The 22,835-nt window shown below is 68.9% G+C and carries 23 protein-coding genes; 3 read left to right on the plus strand and 20 right to left on the minus strand.

The annotated features are described in order from the left end of the window. Positions 1–4: 4 nt before the first annotated feature. The 5 genes from DSC_RS10370 to rlmD are packed head-to-tail and all read right to left on the minus strand — an operon-like array spanning position 5 to position 4,251. Complete coding sequence (locus tag DSC_RS10370; protein ID WP_014161121.1) at positions 5–751, minus strand: S-methyl-5'-thioinosine phosphorylase; 747 nt, start codon at positions 749–751, stop codon at positions 5–7. Further along, positions 748–1,314 (minus strand): hypoxanthine-guanine phosphoribosyltransferase, encoded by a 567-nt coding sequence (locus DSC_RS10375; protein WP_014161122.1) that lies wholly within the window; start codon positions 1,312–1,314, stop codon positions 748–750. The genes DSC_RS10370 and DSC_RS10375 overlap by 4 nt, the downstream gene beginning before the upstream one ends. Continuing rightward, entirely contained in the window at positions 1,314–2,315 is a 1,002-nt protein-coding gene (gene nagZ, locus DSC_RS10380; protein ID WP_014161123.1) for a beta-N-acetylhexosaminidase, read from the minus strand. The genes DSC_RS10375 and nagZ overlap by 1 nt, the downstream gene beginning before the upstream one ends. Positions 2,316–2,328: 13 nt before the next feature. Further along, positions 2,329–2,847: a CYTH domain-containing protein gene (locus DSC_RS10385; protein ID WP_014161124.1), complete on the minus strand. Its 519-nt coding sequence runs from the start codon at positions 2,845–2,847 to the stop codon at positions 2,329–2,331. Between the two features lie 45 nt (positions 2,848–2,892). Beyond that, positions 2,893–4,251 carry a 23S rRNA (uracil(1939)-C(5))-methyltransferase RlmD gene (gene rlmD, locus DSC_RS10390; RefSeq protein WP_425476594.1) on the minus strand — a complete coding sequence of 453 codons (1,359 nt, stop codon included), beginning with the start codon at positions 4,249–4,251 and terminating at the stop codon, positions 2,893–2,895. 98 nt (positions 4,252–4,349) lie between these two features. On the opposite strand from rlmD, the gene DSC_RS10395 reads away from it, so the two are divergent. Further along, positions 4,350–5,045 carry a response regulator gene (locus DSC_RS10395; RefSeq protein ID WP_014161126.1) on the plus strand — a complete coding sequence of 232 codons (696 nt, stop codon included), beginning with the start codon at positions 4,350–4,352 and terminating at the stop codon, positions 5,043–5,045. Between the two features lie 109 nt (positions 5,046–5,154). On the opposite strand, the gene recO is transcribed toward DSC_RS10395, so the two are convergent. From recO to rpoE, 9 genes are all read right to left on the minus strand, one after another. Continuing rightward, a complete protein-coding gene (gene recO, locus DSC_RS10400) occupies positions 5,155–5,892 on the minus strand; it encodes a DNA repair protein RecO (RefSeq protein WP_014161127.1) in 738 nt (245 codons plus the stop codon). Between the two features lie 326 nt (positions 5,893–6,218). After that, positions 6,219–7,127 (minus strand): GTPase Era, encoded by a 909-nt coding sequence (era, locus tag DSC_RS10405; protein WP_014161128.1) that lies wholly within the window; start codon positions 7,125–7,127, stop codon positions 6,219–6,221. Positions 7,128–7,137: 10 nt separating this feature from the next. After that, entirely contained in the window at positions 7,138–7,824 is a 687-nt protein-coding gene (gene rnc / locus DSC_RS10410; RefSeq protein ID WP_014161129.1) for a ribonuclease III, read from the minus strand. Then, positions 7,805–8,188 (minus strand): DUF4845 domain-containing protein, encoded by a 384-nt coding sequence (locus tag DSC_RS10415; RefSeq protein WP_014161130.1) that lies wholly within the window; start codon positions 8,186–8,188, stop codon positions 7,805–7,807. The genes rnc and DSC_RS10415 overlap by 20 nt, the downstream gene beginning before the upstream one ends. 32 nt (positions 8,189–8,220) lie before the next feature. Continuing rightward, positions 8,221–9,018 (minus strand): signal peptidase I, encoded by a 798-nt coding sequence (lepB, locus tag DSC_RS10420; RefSeq protein WP_014161131.1) that lies wholly within the window; start codon positions 9,016–9,018, stop codon positions 8,221–8,223. A gap of 169 nt (positions 9,019–9,187) precedes the next feature. After that, positions 9,188–10,981 carry a translation elongation factor 4 gene (lepA, locus tag DSC_RS10425; protein WP_014161132.1) on the minus strand — a complete coding sequence of 598 codons (1,794 nt, stop codon included), beginning with the start codon at positions 10,979–10,981 and terminating at the stop codon, positions 9,188–9,190. Between the two features lie 144 nt (positions 10,982–11,125). Next, on the minus strand, positions 11,126–12,694 hold the full coding sequence (locus DSC_RS10430; RefSeq protein WP_014161133.1) for a Do family serine endopeptidase: 1,569 nt from the start codon (positions 12,692–12,694) through the stop codon (positions 11,126–11,128). Between the two features lie 75 nt (positions 12,695–12,769). Next, complete coding sequence (locus DSC_RS10435; RefSeq protein WP_014161134.1) at positions 12,770–13,639, minus strand: sigma-E factor negative regulatory protein; 870 nt, start codon at positions 13,637–13,639, stop codon at positions 12,770–12,772. Continuing rightward, entirely contained in the window at positions 13,636–14,253 is a 618-nt protein-coding gene (rpoE, locus tag DSC_RS10440) for an RNA polymerase sigma factor RpoE (protein WP_014161135.1), read from the minus strand. Before rpoE ends, DSC_RS10435 begins: the two co-directional genes overlap by 4 nt. Before the next feature lie 233 nt (positions 14,254–14,486). On the opposite strand from rpoE, the gene DSC_RS10445 reads away from it, so the two are divergent. Continuing rightward, a complete protein-coding gene (locus tag DSC_RS10445; RefSeq protein WP_014161136.1) occupies positions 14,487–16,568 on the plus strand; it encodes a 3-hydroxyacyl-CoA dehydrogenase NAD-binding domain-containing protein in 2,082 nt (693 codons plus the stop codon). A gap of 94 nt (positions 16,569–16,662) precedes the next feature. Next, on the plus strand, positions 16,663–16,836 hold the full coding sequence (locus DSC_RS16885; protein ID WP_014161137.1) for a hypothetical protein: 174 nt from the start codon (positions 16,663–16,665) through the stop codon (positions 16,834–16,836). Between the two features lie 68 nt (positions 16,837–16,904). On the opposite strand, the gene DSC_RS10450 is transcribed toward DSC_RS16885, so the two are convergent. The 6 genes from DSC_RS10450 to fabF form a co-directional block, all read right to left on the minus strand. Continuing rightward, a complete protein-coding gene (locus DSC_RS10450; RefSeq protein WP_014161138.1) occupies positions 16,905–17,252 on the minus strand; it encodes a PilZ domain-containing protein in 348 nt (115 codons plus the stop codon). Continuing rightward, positions 17,249–18,208: a DNA polymerase III subunit delta' gene (locus DSC_RS10455; RefSeq protein ID WP_043290546.1), complete on the minus strand. Its 960-nt coding sequence runs from the start codon at positions 18,206–18,208 to the stop codon at positions 17,249–17,251. Before DSC_RS10455 ends, DSC_RS10450 begins: the two co-directional genes overlap by 4 nt. Further along, positions 18,205–18,852 carry a dTMP kinase gene (gene tmk, locus DSC_RS10460; protein ID WP_014161140.1) on the minus strand — a complete coding sequence of 216 codons (648 nt, stop codon included), beginning with the start codon at positions 18,850–18,852 and terminating at the stop codon, positions 18,205–18,207. Before tmk ends, DSC_RS10455 begins: the two co-directional genes overlap by 4 nt. Continuing rightward, a complete protein-coding gene (mltG, locus tag DSC_RS10465) occupies positions 18,849–19,982 on the minus strand; it encodes an endolytic transglycosylase MltG (RefSeq protein WP_083833610.1) in 1,134 nt (377 codons plus the stop codon). The genes tmk and mltG overlap by 4 nt, the downstream gene beginning before the upstream one ends. Positions 19,983–20,037: 55 nt before the next feature. Then, positions 20,038–21,408 (minus strand): aminodeoxychorismate synthase component I, encoded by a 1,371-nt coding sequence (locus tag DSC_RS10470; protein WP_014161142.1) that lies wholly within the window; start codon positions 21,406–21,408, stop codon positions 20,038–20,040. Between the two features lie 79 nt (positions 21,409–21,487). Continuing rightward, on the minus strand, positions 21,488–22,726 hold the full coding sequence (gene fabF / locus DSC_RS10475; RefSeq protein WP_014161143.1) for a beta-ketoacyl-ACP synthase II: 1,239 nt from the start codon (positions 22,724–22,726) through the stop codon (positions 21,488–21,490). Positions 22,727–22,835 lie beyond the last annotated feature (109 nt).

A 22,835-nucleotide genomic window follows, 5' to 3' on the forward strand; every position in this document is an offset into this window, starting at 1 on the left:
ACAATCACCCGCGCGCCAGTTCGCCCACCAGCTCGGCCATGCCGGCCGAAGCGGCCTGGACGTTGGCCAGCACTTCGGCCATGGTGATCTCCTCGCCGCCGCCGCAGCCGGCGGCCCAGTTGGCCACGATCGCCAGGCAGGCGTAGTCCAGGCCGAGCTCACGCGCCAGGCCCGCTTCGGGCATGCCGGTCATGCCGACCAGGTCGCAGCCATCGCGGCGCAGGCGCGCGATTTCGGCCCGGGTTTCCAGGCGCGGGCCCTGGGTGACGCCGTAGCAGCCGCCGTCGACCACCTTGACGCCGGTGACCCGCGCGGCGGCCAGGATCTTGTGCCGGAGCATCGGGGCGTAGGGTTCGCCGAAATCCACGTGCAGCACCTGGCCACCTTCCTCGCACAGGGTGGAAATGCGGCCCCAGGTGTAGTCGATCAGCTGGTCCGGGCAGGCCAGCGCGCGCGGGCCGAAGCGCTCGGTGATGCCGCCGACGGTGTTGAGCGCCAGCACGCGGGTGGCGCCGAGCGACTTGAGTGCGGCCAGGTTGGCGCGGTAGTTGATCCTGTGCGGCGGCAGCGCGTGGTCTTCGCCATGCCGGGCCAGGAAGGCCACGCGCCTGCCCAGCACGGTGCCCACACGGACCGGCCCGGACGGCACGCCGTAGGGCGTGTCGAGGTGGCGGGTTTCCACGTCATCGAGCGTGGCCAGGCTGTAGACGCCGGTGCCGCCGATGATGGCCAGGGCAATGTGCTGACTCACTTGCCTTCCTTCATCGCGTAGATCGCTGGCAGGTTGCGCAGGTGCTCGTGCACGTCCATGCCAAATCCGAACACGTAGCGATCCGGCACTTCGACACCGACATAATCGGCGCCGACCTCGGCCACCGCGCGGCCGTGGCGCTTGCGCGTCAGCACCGCGATGCGCACGTCGGTGGCGCCCTGTTCCAGGCACCACTGGCACACCGCCAAAAGGGTCAGGCCTTCGTCCAGGATGTCATCGACCAGCAGCACCCGGCGCCCGTACAGGGCGGTGGCCGGGCGGTGCTTCCAGACCAGTTCGCCGCCGTCGGTCTGGCCGCGGTAGCGGGTGGCATGCAGGTAGTCGTACTGCAGGTCCAGCCCGCGCAGGCCCAGCTCCAGCGACAGCTGGCCGGCGAACGGCAGGCCGCCGTGCATGATGGTCAGGAACACCGGCACCTCGCCGGCGTAGTCACGGGCGATGGCATCGGCCATCCTGACGATGGCCGCGTCGATGGTGGGGCGGTCCACCAGCAGGTCGGCGTTGGCCAGGGCCTGGCGGATGGTGGGGGCGGTATCGGACATCAGGCGGTTCCCTTGGAAGATGGCAGGCGCGCGAGCGCGGTGTCGTAACGCGTATCGGCCAGCAGGCCTTCCCACGCGCGCGGACCGCGGCCGATCAGTCCGATCAGCGCGGCGGTGTTGAGGCTGCGGTCCTGCACGGCGCGCAGGGCGTCTTCGACCACCTCCGGCTGGCAGGCCAGGACCACATCGCAGCCGGCATCCAGGTGCCGGGTGACGCGCTGGGCGACGCCGCCGGCCGCATGCGCGGCGGCCATGGAGATGTCGTCGGAAAACACCACCCCGCGAAAGCCCATGTCCTGGCGCAGCAGATGGATCCAGCGCGGCGAGCATCCGGCAGGTTCCGGCGCCACGGCCGGATACACCACGTGGGCCATCATCACCGCATCGGCGCCGGCCTGAATGCCCGCGGCAAACGGCACCAGGTCCTCGGCCTGCAGCACCGCCAGCGGGCGCGGATCGACGGCGCTGTCCAAATGGGTATCCTCGGCCACCGTGCCGTGCCCGGGAAAATGCTTGAGCGTGGCGGCCATGTCGGCTTCGTGCATGCCGCGCACGTAGGCGCGGGTAAAGGCGGCCACCACCTGCGGATCGGCGTGGAAGGCGCGAGAGCCGATGGCCTTGTTGCCGCGGCCCAGGTCCACCACCGGCGCAAAGCTCAGGTCCACGCCGCTGGCACGCACCTGGCTGGCCATCAGCCAGGCATGCTCGCGCGCCAGCTCCAGCGCGCCGGCCGGATCGGTGGCGTACAGGTCGCCGAACACCTGCAGCGGCGGCAGGGTGGCGTAGCCGTCGCCGAAGCGCTGCACGCGCCCGCCTTCCTGGTCCACGCAGATCAACAATGGGCGTGGGACGGCGGCGCGGATCGCGGCCGACAGCTCGCTCACCTGCTGGCGCGAGATGAAGTTGCGCGCAAACAGCACCACCCCGGCCACGGCGTCGTGCTGCAGCCAGTGGTGCTCGTGGGCGGCCAGTTCGGTGCCGGCGATGCCGATTGCAAGCATGGGGAGGTGGTCCTTATTCGACGTCGGCCGCGTTGCGCTCGTCTTCGCTCCATTGCGAATACGGCCGCCCGGCCAGGGCCAGATTGTAATAGCGCAGGCGATCGGTGACCTGCCGGCCCAGCCAGGGCGGACGTTCGAAGGCCTCGTCGGCGTGGCCCAGTTCGATCTCGGCCACCACCAGGCCAGCGTTGTCGCCGGTGAACTCGTCGATTTCCCACAGGTGGGCACCGACCTGCACCAGGTGGCGGGTCTTTTCGACCAGGCCGCCCACGCACAGCTCGAGCAGGGCCCGGGCATCGGCCACCGGGATCGGATATTCGAACTCCTGGCGGGTGGGACCGGCCTGGCGCGACTTGAAGTTCAGCGTGGCGCTCTGCCCTTCGATGCGCACCCGCACCGAGGCCTTCTGCGCGCCGCTTTCCACCACGGCCAGGTCGTTGAGATAGCCCTGGGCCATCGGGATGGCCCGATGCACCGCGGCGCGCCAGCCATCGTTGGCCAGCAGGAACTTGCGCTCGATTTCGATCCCCATGGGCGGTCTCGGGTTGGTGGGTGGAGCGGTGGAAGGCTGCCTGCCTCAGCGCTGGAACAGGGCGATCGACTCCACGTGCGCGGTGTGCGGGAACATGTCCATCACCCCGGCACTGACCAGCCTGAAGCCGCATTCGTTGACCAGGTAGCCGGCATCGCGCGCCAGCGAGCCGGGATGGCAGCTGACGTAGACGATGCGCTCGAATTTCTTCAGCGGCAGCTGCCTGAGCACCTCGATCGCGCCCGAGCGCGGCGGGTCCAGCAACAGCTTGTCCAGGCCCTGTTTCATCCACGGTGCATTGCGCTGGTCCAAGGTCAGGTCGGCGGCGAAGAACTGCGCATTGGCCAGGCCGTTGCGCTGGGCGTTGTCCCTGGCACGGGCGACCAGGCCGGCCTCGCCTTCCACGCCGACCACCTCGCCCACCAGGCGCGCCAGCGGCAGGGTGAAGTTGCCCAGCCCGCAGAACAGGTCCAGCACCCGCTCGCCCGGCTGCGGGTCGAGCAGGCCCAAGGCGTGGGCGATCATCTTCTCGTTGAGCCTGGCGTTGACCTGGATGAAGTCCAGCGGCCGGAACGCCAGTTCCACATCCCACCGCGCCAATCGGAACGACAGCGGCACCTGCGCCGGCCACAGCGGATGCACGGTGTGGTTGCCGCCGGGTTGCAGGAAGATGGCGAAGTTCTCGGCCTGGGCGAAGGCGGTGAGCCTGCCCAGGTCCGCCGGCGTCAGTGGATTGAGGTGGCGCACGACCAGGGCGATGGCCTCATCGCCGGCGATGAACTCGATCTGCGGGATATCCGCGCGCCCGTCCAGGCTGTCGACCAGGGCGCCGAGCGCTTGGATCCTGAAACCGATCTGCGGGATCAGCGTATGGCACTGGCGCAGGTCGGCGACGAAGCGCGGATCCTGCTCGCGGAAACCGATCAGGGTCCTGTCCTTCTTCTCCACCCGGCGGACCGAGAACCGGCCCTTGCGGCGGTAGCCCCAGCTGCCCTCTGTCAGCGCCGGCAGCACCGACTCGGGCTTGACGTGGCCGATCCGCTCCAGGTTTTCCAACAGCGTGTGCTGCTTGGCGGCGATCTGCCGGGTCGGGTCCAGGTGCTGCAGCACGCAGCCGCCGCAGGTGCCGAAATGCGGGCAGCGTGGGTCGACGCGGTCGGGCGATGCCTCGAGCACCTTCAGGGTGCGGGCCTGGTCGAACTGGCGGCTGCGCGCGGTCTGTTCGACCAGGACGCGCTCGCCCGGCAGCGCGCCGGAGACGAACACCGCCTTGCCCGACTGGCCCTGCACGGCCGAAGGGCGGCGGCCCACGCCACGGCCGTCGTGGCTGAGGTCGTGGATGGACAGTTCAAAGGGGGTCTTGTCGATGCGCGGGGAACGGGCCACGTGACGCTCTGGCGGCATGCAGGGAATCGGGTATTGTCGCAGATGCATCTGGCGCACGAGGGACCGCGCAGGACGCATGCCAGTGCAGGCACGTCAATTCAGGAAGGAACACGGCCATGACGCCACGGATCCTGCTGGTCGAAGACGATCCCACCACCCACGAATTCATGCGCCTGGCGCTGGAGGCGCTGCCTGCGACCGTGCTGGGCGCGCGCTCGCAGGCCGAAGCTCTGGCGGTGGCGCAGACCTTCGACCTGTGCCTGGTCGATGCCAACCTGCCCGATGGCCGTGGCGAAGAACTGCTGGGGCGCCTGCGCGCGCGCCAGCCGCAGCTGCCCGCGCTGGCCCACACTGCCGACCATTCCCCGGCGTTGCACGCGGCGCTGTGCGCGTCGGGCTTCGCCGCAGTGGTGGTCAAGCCGGTGACCGCCGCGGCCCTGGGCCAGGCCGTGCGCAGCGTGCTGGCACCGGACACGCCGTTGCCGCAGGCGGCGGTGCGCGTCTGCAGCGACGACCTGCCGGTCTGGGACGACGCCCGCGCGCTGGTCGCCCTCGGCGGCAATCCGGCCCACCTGCAGAGCCTGCGCGGGCTGTTCCTGCAGGAGCTGGATGGCCAGGCCGCGGCCATCAACGCGGCCCTGGCCGCTGGCGACTGGGCCGGCGCGCACCAGCAGCTGCACCGACTGCGCGCCAGCAGCGGCCTGGTCGGCGCCGCCCGCCTGCAGGCCGCCGCGCAGACCCTGGACACCAGCCTGCCCGATCTGTCCGGCCAGGCTGAGTTCCACGCCGCCTGGCAGCGGACCCGTTCGTAGAAGCGGCCTTTATCCCCTCTTCGGGGGCACGGCCGCGAGTGGCTTCACCGGGAAAGCTCCATCGCGCCCCTGCGGTGCGCTCCTACGAAAAGCGGGGCATCACCGGAGGTCAAGGGGGTGGGCCGGGGCGCGGCGGACGCGGCAGGGTGGCCAGCATTTCCCAGGATTTGAGCCCGCGCGGGCCCAGGTGGTGGGCCAGCAGCAGGCGCATGGCCCGACGCAGGTCGGCCAGGTCCGACGGTGCGGGCAAGGTGTCGTGGGCCAGCGCCAGCAGCGCCTGCCCGGTCGGGGCGCACTGGCGCTCGCCGGCGCGTTCGCTCAGCAGTCGGCGCGCGCCGTGTTCGGGATCCAGGCGATAGCGTGCGGCCGGGTCGATCGGCTCGCCATCGCCGTCGATGTCCAGGCCGACGCCGAAACCCAGCGCATCGAGCAGGTCGCGCTCGAACCGGCGCAACGTCCAGGCCAGCGCCGCGCCATGGGCCAGGCGCGCGCGGACCTTGGCATAGCCCACATACAGGTCGGGCAGCGGGTCCTGGCGCGGGACCAGCCGCAGCATCAGTTCGTTGACGTAGAAGGCGGCCAGCATCGCCTCGCCCTGCAGGCGCGGCGCCGCATCCAGTGCTTCGGCCGACACCAGCCGGCCCAGTTCGCCCCGCAGCTGCACAACGAGCCGGATGTGCTGCAGCGGCTGCAGCGCCGCGCGCAGCACATGCCGCTTGGACCCCTGCAAGCCACGCGCGATCAGACCCATGCGGCCGTGGCGATCGCTCAGCACTTCCACCAGCAGGCTGGTCTCGCGCCAGGGCCGGGTGTGCAGGACGAAGGCGGTGAGGTCGTCAGGTTGCATCGGGGGCTCGGGAGAGAGGAACCGGACTCGGGACTGGTGAAGCCGGGACTCGGGACTGATGAAGCCGGGACTCGGGACTGATGAAGCCGGGACCCGGGACCCGGGACCCGGGACCCGGGACTCGGGCTCGGGACTTGGGACCCGGGACTCGGGAAGAACCTCGCACCTTCTTCAAGTCCCTGCCTTCTTCAAGTCCTTGTGTGTGGCGGCAGCAAAAAAAGGCCAGAGACCCCAGCGCCGTTGCTTTCCCCGGGTCCCGGGTCCCGAGTCCCGAGTCCCGGGTCCCGGCTTCATCAGTCCCGGGTCCCGAGTCCCGGGTCCCGGCTTCACTCGTACCCGAACGCCTTCAGCGCGGTCTCATCGTCCGACCAGCCCTCGCGCACCCGCACCCAGGTCTCCAGGAACACCTTGCGCCCGAACAGATGCTCCATCTGCTGGCGTGCCTTGCTGCCGATGTCCTTCAGGCGCGCGCCACCCTTGCCGATGACGATCGCCTTCTGGCTTTCGCGCTCGACCCAGATCACCGCGCCGATGCGCAGCATGTTGCCGTCCACGCTGAAGTTCTCGATCTCGGTGGTGGTGGCGTACGGCAGCTCGGCGCCGAGCTGGCGCATCAGCTGCTCGCGCACCAGTTCGCCGGCCAGAAAGCGCTCGCTGCGGTCGGTGATCTCGTCCTGGCCGAACATCGGCGGCGCTTGCGGCAGGTGCGCCAGCAGCTCGCGCACCAGCGCCTCCAGGCCGTTTTTCTTCAATGCCGAGATCGGATGCACCGCGGCGAAGGTGCGACCTTCAGTGACCTGCGCCAGGAACGGCAGCAGTTCGGATTTGTCCTTGAGCCGGTCGACCTTGTTGATCACCAGGATCACCGGGATGCCGGTGTCGCTGAGCACGTTGTAGGCCAGCGTGTCGGCCTCGTCCCAGCGGCCGGCCTCGATCACCAGCAGGCCGGCGTCGACGCCTTCCAACGCCCCGCGCGCGGCGCGGTTCATCACCCGGCTCATGGCCGAGGCCGAATACTTGCCCTGCTGCCTGTGCAGGCCGGGCGTATCGACCAGCGCGATCTGCCCTTCGGGGAAGGTCGCGATGCCCAGCAGCCGGTGGCGGGTGGTCTGCGGACGGCTGGAGGTGATGGACACCTTGGCGCCGACCAGCGCGTTGGTCAGGGTGGACTTGCCGACGTTGGGACGGCCGATGACCGCCACGCTGCCGCTGCGGTGGGATGCGGGGGTATTCATGGGGACCACTTTACCTGCGTGGCAGCTGACTGATGAGCGCGGCCGCGGCCGCCTGCTCGGCGACCCGGCGCGAATTGCCTTCGCCTTCGGCCGCCAGCGGCGGATCGGCGGTCCTGCAGCGGATCTGGAAATGCCGGGCGTGTTCCTCGCCCGATTCGCCGACCAGCTCATAGCTTGGCAGCGGCTTCTGCTTGCCCTGCAGCCATTCCTGGAGCCGGGTCTTGGGGTCTTTTTCCGGCTTGCCCACCGGCAATGCCGCCAGCGCGCTCTCGAACCACGGCAGGACGCAGGCGCGGCAGGCCTCCAGCCCGGCATCGAGATAGATCGCCGCCACCACCGCTTCCAGGGCATCGGCCAGGATCGAATCGCGACGGTGGCCGCCGGATTTCATCTCGCCCGGGCCCATGGTCAAACGCGTCCCCAGGTCCAGCTCACGGGCGATGGTGGCCAGCGAGGCTTCGCGCACCAGCTCGGCCCGGGCCCGGGTCAGCGCGCCCTCATCGGCCCTGGGCCAGCGCTGGAACAGCACCTCGGCGATCAGCAGGTTGACGATGCCATCGCCCAGGAACTCCAGCCGCTCGTTGTGCGGAGTGCCGGCGCTGCGATGGGTCAGCGCCTGCGCCAGCAGCTTGGGATCGGCGAAACGATGGCCGATGCGGTCGCTGCCGGCGACGGGGTCAGCCTTCGCCACCACCACCCCGGGTGATGTCCTGGGACAGCTCGAACCTGCCGACCACATCCAGGTTGCCGACCATCGGCCTGCGCACCTCGTACTGCACGTGCATGTTCCAGCCGGTATCGATGCGCTTGAAGGTCACATCGGCCGGCTTGATGCTGTCCGAATAGTTGATGTCCAGGCGGCGGAACAGCAGGTCCTGCAGCCTGGATGGATCCATGCTGGCCGAACCCGGCTCCTCGGCCAGCCCCTTGGCCGCCATCTTGAGCGAGTAGTACTCCTGGTACATCGGGAACAGCTTCATCCCGATGTAGGCGGCAAAGCCCACCACCGCCAGGGTGATGACGAAGCCGATCAGCGTGATGCCATCTTGATTGCGTTTCATGACCTTCCCCATTCCCCGTTGAGACATCCCGATCACTCGATGACGCGCCCGATGCGCGAGGGATCGAACCCGTTCTTGCAGAACCACCCCTCGCAATTGAGCCAGATCAGGAACGCCTTTCCCCTGAGGTTCCTTTCCGGCAGGAAGTGGGTGTCCGGCCACAGCCGGCCATCCTCGCTATTATCACGATTGTCGCCCATGACGAAATAGTGGGCGGCAGGCACCGTCCAGGTGCCCTCGCCGGTGTAGCGGTCCAGGTCTTCGTAGAGGGTGTGGGTCTTGCCCGGCAGGTCTTCCTGCAGCAGGGTGACCCGATCGCTGCCCGGCGGCAGGCCGCGGCCCTGGTAGGTGCCCAGCGGCTTGTAGCGCACCGCCTTGCCGTTCACCGACAAGGTGTTGCCGGTGAAGCCGATGGTGTCGCCGGGCAGGCCGACGATGCGCTTGACCCAGCTGTTTTCCGGGTCCATCGGCGGCTTGAACACCACCACATCGCCACGCCTGGGCTCGCCCAGCGGCAGGAACTTGGTGTTGGTGATCGGCAGGCGCAGGCCATAGGCGAACTTGTTGACCAGGATGAAGTCGCCGATCAGCAGGTTGGGCATCATCGAGGCCGAGGGAATCTTGTACGGCTCGGCCACGAAGCTGCGCAGGACCAGCACGATCGCCAGCACCGGGAAGAACGCCTTGGAGTAGTCGACGATGACCGGCTCCTCCTCCTCCAGCAGCCCGGCCCTGGCCGCGCGGCGCCTGGCCAGGAACAGCTTGTCGACCAGCCACACTGCGCCGGTCAGCAGGGTGAGCACCACCAGGATTGTTTCGAACCAGACCATGGACACTCCATTCAAAAGCCCTTCTCCCGCCGGCACCCGAAGCAGCGCCCAGTGGAGAAAGGGGTCGGCGGCGAGGATCGGACCCAAGCCCTGGTGCCTGCAGCACACGGACTTGGCCGAACCCTGATCCGCCCTTGGGGGCACCTTCTCCCCACGGAGAAGGCATCAATTACTTGCTGTCCATCTGCAGCACGGCCAGGAAGGCTTCCTGTGGGATCTCCACGCGGCCGACCTGCTTCATGCGCTTCTTGCCTTCCTTCTGCTTTTCCAGAAGTTTCTTCTTGCGGCTGATGTCGCCGCCGTAGCACTTGGCCAGCACGTTCTTGCGCAGCGCCTTGACCGTGGAACGGGCGATGATCTGCGCGCCGACGGCGGCCTGGATGGCCACATCGAACATCTGCCGCGGGATCAGCTCGCGCATCTTCTCGGTCAGTTCGCGGCCGCGCCGGTCGGCCTGGCTGCGGTGCACGATCAGGCTCAAGGCATCGACCTTGTCGCCGTTGATCAGCGTGTCCAGGCGCACGAACGGGCCGGCCTGGAAGCGCAGGAACGCGTAGTCCAGCGATGCATAGCCGCGCGAGACCGACTTGAGCTTGTCGAAGAAATCCAGCACCACCTCGGCCATCGGCAGCTCGTAGCTGATCTGCACCTGGCTGGCCAGGTACTGGATGCCGATCTGCACGCCGCGCTTTTCCTCGCACAGCTTGATGATCGGACCGATGTAGGCTTCGGGGGTGAGGATGTTGGCGCGGATGATGGGCTCGCGCACTTCCGCAATCAGGTTGGCCGGCGGCAGCTTGGCCGGATTGTCCAGCACCATGGTGCTGCCATCGGTCTTGAGGACCTCGTAGACCACCGTCGGCGCGGTGCTGATCAGGTCCAGGTCGTACTCGCGCTCCAGGCGCTCCTGGACGATCTCCATGTGCAGCATGCCCAGGAAGCCGCAGCGGAAGCCAAAGCCCATCGCCTCGGAGCTTTCCGGCTCGAAGCGCAGCGCCGCATCGTTCAGGCGCAGCTTGTCCAGTGCCTCGCGCAGGGCCGGGTAATCCTCGGCGTTGGTCGGGAACAGCCCGGCGAACACCCGCGGCTGCATTTCCTGGAAGCCCGGCAGCGGCTTGGGCGCCGGATCGCTGGCCAGGGTCAGGGTGTCGCCGACCGGCGCGCCGTGCACGTCCTTGATCGAGGCGGTGATCCAGCCCACTTCGCCAGGGCCGAGCCTGGGCAGCTCCTTGCGCTTGGGCGTGAACACGCCGACCTTGTCGACCTCGTGGGTGCGGCCGGTGGACATCACCAGCAGCTTGGTGCGCGGGCCGATTTCGCCCTGCATCACCCGCACCAGCGAGACCACGCCCAGGTAGTTGTCGAACCAGGAGTCGATGATCAGCGCCTGCAGCTTGTCGGTGTCGCGCGGCCGCGGTGGCGGGATGCGCTTGACGATCGCCTCCAGCACCAGGTCCACGTTCAGCCCGGTCTTGGCGCTGACCGCCACCGCGTCCTCGGCGTCGATGCCGATCACCGCCTCGATCTCGGCCTTGGTCTTTTCGATATCGGCGGTCGGCAGGTCGATCTTGTTGAGCACCGGCACCACTTCCAGGCCCTGCTCGATGGCGGTGTAGCAGTTGGCCACCGACTGGGCTTCCACGCCCTGCGCCGCGTCGACCACCAGCAGCGCGCCCTCGCAGGCGGCCAGCGAGCGACTGACCTCATAGGAGAAGTCCACATGGCCCGGGGTATCGATGAAATTCAGCTGGTAGGTCTGCCCATCCTTGGCCGTATACGGCAGCGACACGGACTGGGCCTTGATGGTGATGCCGCGCTCGCGCTCGATCGGATTGGAGTCCAGGACCTGGGCCTCCATCTCACGCGCCTGCAGACCACCGCACAGCTGGATGATGCGGTCGGCCAGGGTGGACTTGCCGTGGTCGACATGGGCGATGATCGAGAAATTGCGGATATTCCGCATCGAGGCGGGTGAGTCAGGCGGCATGGGGGCGGCGGCTCGCGGCCGTCGTAGGGCAAACGCCGATTATCGCATGGCTGCTGCCGGACCGCCGGAATTCGGCGGCCCGGCGTCGGCCGGGGACAGTTCCCGGCGCGGGCGCGCTGCTCAGCCCGCGCCGCCGACGGTCACGGCCACGAACTGCCTGACCCCGCGCGGGCTCTGCACCAGCAGCATCAGGACATCGCCCTTCTTGATCCCGGCCACGGCCTTGTTGAAGTCGGCCACGCTGGAGATCTCGCTGCGGTTGACCTGCAGCACGACCAGACCCGGGGCAAGTCCGGTCTCGGCGGCCAGCGCGCGGCTGACACTGGAGATGACCACCCCGCCTTCGGGCAGGCCCAGGCGCTGGCGCTGGCTTTCCGGTAACTCCTGGACCGAGAAGCCCAGCGCCCTCTGGGGGACCGCCGGCGAGGCGCCCGGGGTTCCATCGCTGTCGGTTTCATCCTGCAGGCCGCCGGCATCTCCCACGGCCTTCTGCTCGAGCGCAGTCAGGGTCACCTCCACCTTGCGCGGCTTGCCGTCGCGGATCACCGTCAGGCTGACCTTGGTGCCCGGCGGCAGCGGCGCCACGCGCGAAGGCAGGTCCGAATAGTCGGAGACCTTCTCGCCATTGAACTCGGTGATCACGTCCATCGGCTTGATCCCGGCCTTGTCCGCGCCACTGCCCGGCTGCACGCTGGTGACCAGCACGCCGTTGGTGTCGGGCAGGCCGAGCTTGCTGGCCATCGCCTCGCTGATTTCAGGGTTCATGGTCACCCCCAGCATCGCGCGGCTGACCTTGCCGGTTTTCTTCAGCTGGTCGGCGGCGCTGATGGCCAGGTCGATCGGGATCGCGAAGCTGATGCCCATGTAGCCGCCGGACTGGGAAAAGATCTGCGAATTGATGCCGACCACCTCGCCGGAGGTATTGAGCAGCGGTCCGCCGGAGTTGCCGGGATTGATCGCCACGTCGGTCTGGATGAAGCGCACGTAGTTTGGCCCGCCCATGCCGGCCTGGGTGCGGCCGGTGGCACTGACCACGCCGGCGGTGACCGAGTGGTCCAGGCCGAACGGCGAGCCAAGCGCCACCACCCACTGCCCGGGTTTGAGGCTGTTGGCCGTGCCCATGCGCAGCGACGGCAGGTTCCTGGCGTCGATCTTCAGCAAAGCCACGTCATACCCCTGATCGGTACCGACCACCTTGGCCTTGAGCGAACGGCCGTCGGAAAGCTTGACCTGGACGGTGCTGGAGCCGTCGACCACGTGGTTGTTGGTCAGGATGTAGCCGTCGGGCGAGATGATGAAACCCGAGCCCATTGATTTGCCGCGCGGACGCATCCTGCCGCCCTCACCGTCCATGCCCGGCATCTGCAGGCCGGGGCCGAAGATCTGGCGGAAGATTTCCGGGATCTGCGATTCGTCGATGCCCTGGCTGCCATCAAACTGTGCGCCTGCAGCGCTGTCCTCGTCCGGGCCGCCGATGGTGGCGTCGATGTTGACCACGCCCGGGGCGACCTGTTCGACCAGCCGGGTGAAGTCCGGCAGGCCAGTCACGATCTGCGGCGCACTGCTCTGGGCAATGGTCGGCGCGATCGCGGCGGCGCTGCCGCTGGTGCTGTCCTGCTTGGCGCAGGCGGCCAGCGGCATGGTCAGGGAGATCAGGCCAATCAGGCCGAGACGGACGTGTGCATTCATCGGCTGCTAGCCTCTGCGTCGGGAATAGGGAAGAGCGGCTGGGGGCGCGGCATGGGCCACCTGCCGCGCGCGGGATCACGGTTGCGGTGAAGAGGTCGGCGGCGCCGCGCGGGCTGGCGCCTCGGGCAGGCGCGGCTGGAAGGGCTGGAAAGGGTAATACGGTGCCTGTTCGCTCGCGGCATAGCCGGTGCTGTAGGCGCCACCGGCATGCAGTTGCGGCAGGCTGGTCCGCGGCCAGGGACGCGCGGCAGCCTGGCCCAGGTGGACACCGGCGAACGGGTCCTGGTTGACTGCGGGGATTTCCGCCACCGCGCGGGCCGGCGGCGCCTTGGCCGCGGCCAGGGCCTGCCGGGTGATCGCCGCGGTGGCGCGCGCGGCCTGCTGGTTGCGGGTGGCGCTGCCGCGGCGACTGTCATCGGCCCGATGCGGCAGGCTGGCCACTGCGACCGCGGAGGCCGCCAACGCGGCGCCGGTGCCGGCGTCGTTGCGTGCGGCCGGTGCCGGTGCCGGTGCCGGCGCGGCCGGCATGGCGGCCGCTGGCGCAGGGCGGCTGGCCACCGCTGCCGGCCGCGGCGCGCTGGAAGCGGGCCTGTTCTGCTGGCCGGCCATGAATACCGCCAACAGCGCCACCGAGGCGGCGACCGCGCCACCGCCCCAGCGCAGCAGGCGATTGCCCGGACGAGGCAATTCCTGGTTGGCCGCCGGCTGCAGCGCCTGCACGGCGATCGCCGCCGACACCCGTTCGGCAAAGCCCTGCGGCGCCGGCGCCTGGGCGCGGCCACGCAGCACATCGCCACACAGCTGCCAGCGCTCCCAGGTGTCGTTGAGCGCCCGGTCCTCGGCCATGCGCCGCATCAGGAAACGCGCCTGGTCCGGCGCCAGTTCGCCATCCATCAATGCGGACATCTGCTGGCGATAGTGCTGCTGGAACTTGTCGTCGATCATCGGGCGCGCTCCCGGGTGGCGCTGTCGGTTTCGAGCAAGGGACGCAGTTCGGCGTCGATGGCATCTCGGGCACGGAAGATGCGCGAGCGCACCGTGCCGATCGGGCAGCCCATCCTGGCGGCGATCTCCTCGTAGCTCAGGCCCTCGACCTCGCGCAGGGTGATCGCCGCGCGCAGTTCCTCTGGCAGTGCCTGGACCGCGCGCATCACGGCCTGCTCCAGCTGCTGGCGCATGAGTTCGCGCTCGGGCGTGTCGGTGTCGCGCAGGCGCGCACCGGAGTCGTATTGTTCTGCGTCTGACGCATCGACATCGTCGGTGGGCGGACGGCGGTTGTGGGCAACCAGATGGTTCTTGGCGGTGTTCACGGCGATCCTGTGCAGCCAGGTATAAAACTGCGCGTCTCCACGGAAATTTCCAATCGCACGATAGGCGCGCATGAAAGTGTCCTGGGCCACGTCCTGGCACTCGCTCCAGTCGTGCACGTAGCGGCCGATCAACGCCAGGATCCGGTGCTGGTACTTGCGCACCAGCAGGTCGAATGCGGCGCTGTCCCCGCGCTGTACGCGCTTGACCAGCTCGAGATCCAGCTCGACGGGTGGATCAGCGTCGGTCATGCCGGGCCGCACGCCAGTGGGCGCGGTCATGAGCCGCATCCTGTGACCGCGACGGTGGGAAAAAGTTCACCGGCGGCATGGTGGTCCTGCTGCGAGGAGATCGTGGCGGGAAAATAGCGCATCGCGCGTCGGCTGCTTGTCGGCGGTTGGCCGTGGAACATGGGGATTTGACGCAGGCCAAACAACCTGCCGATCATAACGGGCTTCCCATACTGCAACGGATGGTCCACTCCATGACAGCCAGCTTCGATGGGCTCCGATTCAGTCACTGGCGCACGCAGACCCGGCCGGACGGTGTGGTCGTGCTGCATCTGGACCGCGCGCACGCCTCGGTCAACAGCTTCTCGCAGGACGTGCTGATCGAACTGGGCGAACTGGTCGAACGCCTGGCGATCGACCCGCCCCGGGGGGTGGTGATCGCCTCGGGCAAGGCCAACGGCTTCATCGCCGGCGCGGATCTGAAGGAGTTCCAGGAGTACGACCGCAAGGGCACGGTCAACGATGCGATCCGCCGCGGCCAGGCCACCTTCCAGAAGCTGGCCGAGCTGCCATGCCCCACGGTCGCGGCGATCCATGGCTTCTGCATGGGCGGCGGCACCGAGCTGTCGCTGGCCTGCCGCTATCGGCTGGCGTCCAACGACGATTCCACCCGCATCGGCCTGCCGGAAACCAAGCTGGGCATCTTCCCCGGCTGGGGTGGCAGCGCGCGCCTGCCGCGCCTGATCGGCGCGCCGGCGGCGATGGACCTGATGCTCACCGGCCGTACCGTCTCGGCCAGCGCTGCGCGCGCGCTGGGCCTGGTCGACAAGGTCGTGGACAAGGCCGTGCTGATCGAAAGCGCCGCGGCCCTGGCGCTCAAGGGCGCCGTGCGCCCGTTCAAGCAGCGCGCCATGGGCTGGCTCACCAACACCCTGCCCGCCCGCAAGCTGCTGGCGCCGCAGATGACCCGGCAGGTCGCGCGCAAGGCGCGCAAGGAGCATTATCCGGCGCCGTATGCGCTGATCGACACCTGGGAGCGCTTTGGCGGCAAGGACATCAATGCGCGCCTGGAGGCCGAGCGTCGCGCAGTGGTCAAGCTGGCCGCCACGCCCACCGCGCGCAACCTGATCCGGATCTTCTTCCTGACCGAGCGCCTCAAGGGCCTGGGCGGAAAAGATGGCGGCGGCATGCCGCTGCCGGGGATCAGGCACGTGCACGTGATCGGTGCCGGGGTGATGGGCGGCGACATCGCCGCCTGGTCGGCCTACAGGGGCTTCGAGGTGACCCTGCAGGATCGCGAGCAGCGCTACATCGACCATGCCCTGACCCGCGCCCAGGCGCTGTTCGAGAAGAAGGTCAGGGACCCGGCCAGGCGTCCGGCGGTGGCCGCGCGCCTGAAGTCGGACCTGGCCGGCGCCGGTGTGGAAAGCGCGGACCTGCTGATCGAGGCGATCATCGAAGACCCCGAAGCCAAGCGCGAGCTCTACGCCGCAGTCGAGCCACGGCTCAAGCCGGATGCGCTGCTGACCACCAATACCTCCTCGATCCCGCTGGCGGAGCTGCGCACCCACATCGCCCGACCCGCGCAGTTCGGCGGCCTGCACTACTTCAATCCGGTGGCGATGATGCCGCTGGTGGAAGTGGTCCACCACGATGGCATGTCGGCTGAAACGGGCCAGCGTCTGGCCGCGTTCTGCAAGGCACTGGACAAGTATCCGGTGCCGGTGGCCGGCACGCCGGGCTTCCTGGTCAACCGGGTGCTGTTTCCGTACCTGCTCGAGGCGGCCACGGCCTACGCCGAAGGCATTCCCGGGGCGGTGATCGACAAGGCGGCGGTGAAGTTCGGCATGCCGATGGGACCGATCGAACTGATCGACACGGTCGGCCTGGACGTGGCCGCTGGTGTGGGCAAGGAGCTTTCGCCGTTCCTGGGCCTGCAGGTGCCGGCGGCGCTGGCCGCGGTCACCCCGGACAGCCGCGGCAGGAAGGACGGCCAGGGCCTGTACAAGTGGGAGAACGGCAAGGCCGTCAAGCCCGAGGTGCCCAAGGACTACCAGGCGCCGGCCGATCTGGAAGACCGCCTGATCCTGCCGCTGCTCAACGAGGCGGTGGCCTGCCTGCACGACGATGTCGTTGCCGATGCCGACCTGCTCGATGCCGGGGTGATCTTCGGCACCGGCTTCGCGCCGTTCCGCGGCGGCCCGATCCAGCACATCCGCGCGACCGGCGCCGATGCGCTGATCGAGCGCCTGCGCACGCTGCAGGCACGGCATGGCGATCGTTTCGCGCCACGCCCGGGCTGGGACAATCCGGTCCTGCGCGAGCCGATCGCCTGATCTTCGGCCACGCCAATCCGACCCCGCCGGCAGCAAGCCACGCGGTGGATCGGGCATCATGAGCAGCTTCCGAACCAAGACGAAACCGACCTGCATGTTCCATCTGTCTGCGCCGACTTCCGGCACGTTCTTCCTGTCGCTGCTGCTCGGCGGCCTGGGCGTGGCAGCCAAGCTGCACTACATCCCGGCGCTGGTGCCATATGCGTTCTGGCTGGTCTGCGCCGGGCTGGTGGTACTGCTGCTGGGCAACCTGCTCAAGAGCCTGTAGCGACCACACGCGCAAAACGCGGCCCCGGATGAGCTGCGTTTTTTGTCGGGGGAAGGCGTGGCGGCGGCTTACATCGTGTGCGTAGGCTTGTCCGCGTTGAGCGTGCCAGCCAGCAGGGTTTCGATCCGGTTGCGCACCGTGTCGCCCTCGCTGCCTTCGGTGAACTGCACACCGATGCCAGCCGTGCGCGCGCCCTGCGCGCCCACCGGCGTCACCCAGATCACCCTGCCGGCAACGGGCAGGCGCGCGCTGGATTCGGGCAGGGTCACCAGCACGAACACCTCATCGCCCAGGAAGTAGCGCCTGGGGGTGGGCACGAAGATGCCGCCGTTCTTCACGAAGGGGATGTAGGCGCTGTAGAGCTGCGCCTTGTCTTTCACTGTCAGCGACAGGATCCCGCCCTTTGTTGCATTCATCCCCTTCCTCCCCCGGTCGGCCCGCGCCCACCATCGCGCCAGGCCAGCAGTAGCTCCACGATCGCCAGGTCGGCGCGCACCGTGGTGCGCAACAGGTCGCGGGTGCGATTGGCCGCGTCAAACCATGCAGCCAGCTTGTTCAATCGTGCCGGATCGGTCAAGGCCGGATCAGCGGCCTGGGCCAGCACCAGATCGGCGGCATGACGCAGGCGCAGCGCGGCGTGCTCGTCGCCGGCCCAGCGCTGGGCGGTGTCGACCACGGCCAGCTGGCCGCGTTCGAGCCTGGCCAGGTCGCCGGCCACCTCGCGGCGCAGGGCCATGCCGCCTTCGGCCATCCACGCCAGGGCCAGATTGGGATGGCCGCGCGCGGCGTCCAATGCCTCGGCGGCGGCGCCTTCGGGATAGCCCTGCGCCAGCAGCCAGGCCATCGCCTCGGCGCGCGGTGGCAGGCGGATTTCCAGCTTCTGACAGCGGCTGCGGATGGTCGCCGGCAGGCGTGCCGGCTCGGCGCTGAGCAGCCACAGGTAGCGGCCGGGCTGGGGTTCTTCCAGGGTCTTGAGCAGTGCGTTCCACGCTGCCCGGTTGACCGCATCGGCCGGATCGATGATGACCACCTGGGCGCGCCCGTACTGCGGGGTGAGCGAAAGCTTCTGCGACAGCTCGCGGATCTGCTCGATCACGATCTCGGACCGCAGCTTGGTGCCGTCGCGGGTCGGGATGAACGACACCCGTTGCAGGTCCGGATGCGTCCCGGCATCGATCAACTGGGTATCGCGGTTGCTGCTGTCGGGCGCGCCGCCACTGAGCACATGCCGCGCCAGGCGATCGGCGATCGCGCGCTTGCCCAGCCCGGCAGCGCCGCACAACAGCAGTGCATGGCCCATGCGCCCGGATTGCAGCGCATCCAATGCCTGGTCGTGGGCGCGCTGCTGCCAGGGCGCCAAAGCCGTGCTCATGCCTGCGCCCCCAGCCAGGCGCGCACCGCTTCGGCGACCGCCACGGCCACCGATTGCGGCGACTGCGACGCATCGATCACCCGGAAACGCTGCGGAAAGGCCTGCGCGCGGCGACGGTAGCCTTCGCGCACCCGCTCGAAGAAATCGTCCTGCTCGCGCTCGATCCGGTCCGGCCACAGGTCGCGGCCAGCGGTGCGGGCGCGGCCTTCGCGCACGTCCAGATCCAGCAGCAAGGTCATGGCCGGCGCCACATGCACCACCCGGCGTTCGAGGTCTTCGACCAGGCTGCGATCCAGGCCACGGCCGTGGACCTGGTAGGCATAGCTGGAATCGGTGAAGCGGTCGCTGACCACGAATGCACCACCTGCCAGGGCCGGTGCGATCACCCGCTGCACGTGCTGGGCGCGCGCGGCGAACATCAGCAGCAGCTCGGCTTCCGGCGCCAGCGTTTCCTCGGCCGGCTCGAGCAGGATGGCGCGGATGCGCTCGGCCAGCGGCGTGCCGCCCGGCTCGCGGGTGAGCACGACCTGGTGACCGGCCGCCTGCAGGGTGTCGCGGATCGCGGCCAGCGCACTGGTCTTGCCCGCGCCCTCGCCGCCTTCCAGGCTGATGAACCGCGGATGCTCGACCGGTTGCCGACTCATCGCGGGCCGATCCTGGCATCGGGCGCCGGCCCAGCCTGCGCATCGGCCGGCGCAAGCGCGGCTTGTTCCTCCGGCAACGGCGGCCGGCGCATGCGGTCCAGGTACTGGCGCACGGCGGCGTTGTGCTGGGCCAGCGTGGCCGAGAACACGTGCCGGCCACTGCCATCGCCCAGCGCGACGAAATACAACGCATCGCCGGGAGCCGGATGCAGCGCGGCCTGCAGCGCATCGCGACCGGGCATGGCGATCGGCGTGGGTGTCAGGCCGCTGCGCGTGTAGGTGTTGTATGGCGTGTCGGTGGCCAGGTCGCGGCGGCGGATGTTGCCGTCGTATGCGCTGCCGATGCCGTAGATCACGGTCGGATCGGTCTGCAGCTTCATGCCCAGCCGCAGGCGGCGGACGAACACCCCGGCGATCTGCGCGCGCTCCTCGGCGATGCCGGTTTCCTTTTCCACGATCGAGGCCAGGATCAGCGCCTGGTCGGGCGTGGTCAGCGGCAAATCGGCGGCGCGTTCGGCCCAGGCCGCGGCCAGGGCCCTGGCCATGGCCTCGTACGCCCGTTTGAGGACATCCAGGTCGCTGTCGCCACGGACATACAGGTAGGTCTCGGGCAGGAAGCGGCCTTCGGGATGCTGGCCGGCGTGGCCGATCGCGGCCATCAGCGCGGCATCGTCCAACTGCCGGGTCTGGTGCAGCAGCGGGGTGGCGGCGTCGAGCGCGGCGCGCAGCTGGCGGAAGTTCCAGCCTTCGACGATGGTGAAGCGGTACTGGATGATCCGCCCGGCGCGCATGTTCTGCAGCAGCGTGCGCGGGGTGGTGCCGGGGTCCAGGGCGTATTCGCCCACTTTCAGCTTGCCGGCCGCATCGAGCTGGCGCGCCAGCAGCTGCCATTCCAGATCGGTGCCGGCGTTGATGCCCTGCGCGCGCAGGCGCGCCAGCACGGCCCGGAAGGAATCGCCCTGCTTGACCTGCACGACCTGGCCGGTGTGCAGGCCCGGCAGCGGCGCGGACTGGAAGCCTTGATAGCGCTGCCAGCCCCACAGCGCCACGGCCGCAACGGCCAGCACCAGCAGGACGCCAACGAGGACGATGGCGCGCAGTGCGCGCCTGCAACCTGAAGCCACGGCGATCGATCGGCGGTGAGAACGGTCGCGCAGGATACCAGCCGGCCACGGCGCAGGCGGTTCAGGCGCCAGCCACCGGGCCGAGCGCGGCCAGCATGCCGCGCGCCTTGGCGCGGGTTTCCGCAAGCTCGGCGCCCGGGCGTGAATCGATCACGATCCCGGCCCCGGTGCGCAAGCACAGCGTGCTGCCGCCAGCTTCGTCCACCAGCCGCGCGCTGCGGATCAGGATGTTCAGGTCCAGGTCGCCATCGCGGCCCAGCCAGCCGAACGCGCCGGTGTAGGCGCCGCGCGGAGCCTGTTCCAGCTCGGCGATGATCTGCATGCAGCGCACCTTCGGGCAGCCGGTGATGGTGCCGCCGGGGAAGGTCGCGGCGATCACCTGCCCAGGGGTGACCTCGGCGCGCAGCTGGCCGCGTACGTTGCTGACGATGTGGTGCACGTGGGCGTAGCTTTCCACCGTCATCAGCTCGTCAACCTCGACGCTGCCGGGCGTGCACACCCGGCCCAGGTCGTTGCGCTCCAGGTCGATCAGCATCACGTGTTCGGCGCGCTCTTTGGGATGGCCGACCAGCTCGCGAATCCGCGCGGTATCGTCGTCGCCTTCCAAACGCGCACGCGTTCCGGCGATCGGGCGCGTCTGGGCGATCCCGTCGCGCACCGACACCAGCCGCTCGGGCGAGGCACTGACCACCGCCACGCCCTGGTGCCGGAACAACCCGGCAAACGGTGCCGGATTGCAGTGGCGCAATCGTGCATACAGCGCGGCCGGATCCAGCGGCGCATCGAAGCGCGCACGCCAGCCGCGCGAGAGGTTCACCTGGAAGACATCGCCAGCGGCCAGGTACGCGAGGATGCGGTCGACGCCATCGAGGAAGGCCTGCGGATCATCCTCGGCCAGCGCCGACGGCGCCGACCACACCGGCGCGGCCAGTGCGGCGCCGGCCTGGACATCGCCTGCGATCACCTCCAGCAGACCTGCATGCCCGGGCTCGGCGATCGCGATGCATTGGCCGGTTGCGCGGTCGCGCAGCGCCGCCGCCGGGCAGCGCAGGGCCAGCGCGATGGGCATGCCATCGGCGTCCTGCGGGAGCTGCAGTACCGGCTCGACCTGGCCGGCCAGCTCATAGCCCAGCATCAGCGCCCAGCCACCGTGGAACGGCCAGCGCGATTGTTCGCGCAGCGCACGCAGCGGCCGCCACTGCGCATCGAGCAACTCCAGGAACGCGCCTTCCAGCACCTGGCCCTGCAGCGTGCGGGTCACGCCCTGCCGGTCCAGGCACAGGCCCTGGCCGTTGCCCATCAGCAGCAGGTCCCAGCGCCCATGCGCGGTGCCCGAGGCCACCGACTCCATCAGCAGCGGATAGCGCGACGGCGCCACCCGCTGCAGCAACAGCAGGTCGAAGTGATCGGGCAGCGGGCGGGTCAGGAGCATGGTGGTCGTTCTCAAACGCACATCGGGAGCGGTTTGCGCCGCTCCCGATGGAGGTGTTGCCGATGGGTAAAGGCGTGGATCAGAGGCGCTTGAACACCAGGGTGCCGTTGGTGCCGCCGAAGCCAAAGCCGTTGGACATGGCCACATCGATCTTCTTCTCGCGCGCCACGTTGGGCACGTAGTCCAGGTCGCAGCCTTCGCCCGGGTTGTCCAGGTTGATGGTCGGCGGGATCACGTTCTCCTGCAGCGCCATCACGGTGAAGATCGCTTCCACGCCGCCGGCGGCGCCCAGCAGGTGGCCGGTCATCGACTTGGTCGAGCTGACCATGACCTTGTAGGCGTGCTCGCCCAGGGCGCGCTTCATCGCCAGGGTTTCGGCCAGATCGCCCAGTGGCGTGGAAGTGCCATGTGCGTTGAGGTATTCGACCTGCTCGGCACTGACGCCGGCGTCCTTCATGGCCATGGTCATGCAGCGCGCCGGGCCTTCGCCGTTCTCGCTGGGCGCGGTCATGTGCCAGGCGTCCTGGCTGGCGCCGAAACCGGCCAGCTCGCAGTAGATGCGCGCGCCGCGGGCCTTGGCGTGCTCGTATTCCTCGATCACCAGGATGCCGGCGCCGTCGCCCATGACGAAGCCATCGCGCTCGGCGTCCCACGGGCGCGAGGCCCGGGTCGGATCGTCGTTGCGGGTGGACATGGCCTTCATCGAACAGAAGCCGGCCATCGAGGTCGGCGAGGAGCCGCGTTCGGCACCACCGGCGACCATCACCTCGGCATCGCCGTACTGGATGGTGCGCATCGCCATGCCGATCGAATGGTTGGCCGAGGCGCACGCCGACACCGCCGAAAAGCCGGGCCCTTTCAGGCCCTTCATGATGCTCAGGTGGCCCGGCAGCATGTTGATGATGGTGCTGGGGATGTAGAACGGCGACACCTTGCGTGCGCCGCCCTCCAGGTATTTCTCGGTCTGCTGTTCGATGCCCAGGATGCCGCCGATACCCGAGCCGATCATCGCCCCGATGCGCTCGGCGTTGGCCTCGGTCACCTCCAGCCCCGAGTCCTCCAGCGCCATCAGCGAGGCGGCCATGCCGTAATGGATGAACGCATCCATCTTCCTGGCCTCCTTGGGGCTGATGAACCGGGTGATGTCCAGCTCACGCACTTCGCCGCAGATGCGGGTGGCGAAAGTGGAGGCATCGAACGAGGTCAGCGGGCCGATGCCCGAACGGCCGTTCTTGATGCCATCCCAACTGCTGGCCAGGTCATTGCCCAGCGGCGAGACCATGCCCATGCCGGTAATGACGACGCGACGTCGGCTCATAACGTTCTACTCCGCGATCCTGCTGGCCGGGCGAGGCCGGCATTGAATTGACTGGAAACCCGGCGCCACGCGCCAGATGCGCACGGGGCCGCAAGCGCGGCCCCGGGGT

It is taken from the genome of Pseudoxanthomonas spadix BD-a59 (genome assembly GCF_000233915.3).
In the GTDB taxonomy this organism is placed as follows: domain Bacteria; phylum Pseudomonadota; class Gammaproteobacteria; order Xanthomonadales; family Xanthomonadaceae; genus Pseudoxanthomonas_A; species Pseudoxanthomonas_A spadix.

Bases quoted from the DNA above. Each gene is read 5' to 3' on its own strand.
- DSC_RS10375 (WP_014161122.1), bottom strand. From the start codon at position 1,314: ATGTCCGATACCGCCCCCACCATCCGCCAGGCCCTGGCCAACGCCGAC.
- nagZ (WP_014161123.1), bottom strand. From the start codon at position 2,315: ATGCTTGCAATCGGCATCGCCGGCACCGAACTGGCCGCCCACGAGCAC.
- DSC_RS10385 (WP_014161124.1), bottom strand. From the start codon at position 2,847: ATGGGGATCGAAATCGAGCGCAAGTTCCTGCTGGCCAACGATGGCTGG.
- rlmD (WP_425476594.1), bottom strand. From the start codon at position 4,251: ATGCCGCCAGAGCGTCACGTGGCCCGTTCCCCGCGCATCGACAAGACC.
- DSC_RS10395 (WP_014161126.1), top strand. From the start codon at position 4,350: ATGACGCCACGGATCCTGCTGGTCGAAGACGATCCCACCACCCACGAA.
- recO (WP_014161127.1), bottom strand. From the start codon at position 5,892: ATGCAACCTGACGACCTCACCGCCTTCGTCCTGCACACCCGGCCCTGG.
- era (WP_014161128.1), bottom strand. From the start codon at position 7,127: ATGAATACCCCCGCATCCCACCGCAGCGGCAGCGTGGCGGTCATCGGC.
- DSC_RS10415 (WP_014161130.1), bottom strand. From the start codon at position 8,188: ATGAAACGCAATCAAGATGGCATCACGCTGATCGGCTTCGTCATCACC.
- lepB (WP_014161131.1), bottom strand. From the start codon at position 9,018: ATGGTCTGGTTCGAAACAATCCTGGTGGTGCTCACCCTGCTGACCGGC.
- lepA (WP_014161132.1), bottom strand. From the start codon at position 10,981: ATGCGGAATATCCGCAATTTCTCGATCATCGCCCATGTCGACCACGGC.
- DSC_RS10430 (WP_014161133.1), bottom strand. From the start codon at position 12,694: ATGAATGCACACGTCCGTCTCGGCCTGATTGGCCTGATCTCCCTGACC.
- DSC_RS10435 (WP_014161134.1), bottom strand. From the start codon at position 13,639: ATGATCGACGACAAGTTCCAGCAGCACTATCGCCAGCAGATGTCCGCA.
- rpoE (WP_014161135.1), bottom strand. From the start codon at position 14,253: ATGACCGACGCTGATCCACCCGTCGAGCTGGATCTCGAGCTGGTCAAG.
- DSC_RS10445 (WP_014161136.1), top strand. From the start codon at position 14,487: ATGACAGCCAGCTTCGATGGGCTCCGATTCAGTCACTGGCGCACGCAG.
- DSC_RS16885 (WP_014161137.1), top strand. From the start codon at position 16,663: ATGTTCCATCTGTCTGCGCCGACTTCCGGCACGTTCTTCCTGTCGCTG.
- DSC_RS10450 (WP_014161138.1), bottom strand. From the start codon at position 17,252: ATGAATGCAACAAAGGGCGGGATCCTGTCGCTGACAGTGAAAGACAAG.
- DSC_RS10455 (WP_043290546.1), bottom strand. From the start codon at position 18,208: ATGAGCACGGCTTTGGCGCCCTGGCAGCAGCGCGCCCACGACCAGGCA.
- tmk (WP_014161140.1), bottom strand. From the start codon at position 18,852: ATGAGTCGGCAACCGGTCGAGCATCCGCGGTTCATCAGCCTGGAAGGC.
- DSC_RS10470 (WP_014161142.1), bottom strand. From the start codon at position 21,408: ATGCTCCTGACCCGCCCGCTGCCCGATCACTTCGACCTGCTGTTGCTG.
- fabF (WP_014161143.1), bottom strand. From the start codon at position 22,726: ATGAGCCGACGTCGCGTCGTCATTACCGGCATGGGCATGGTCTCGCCG.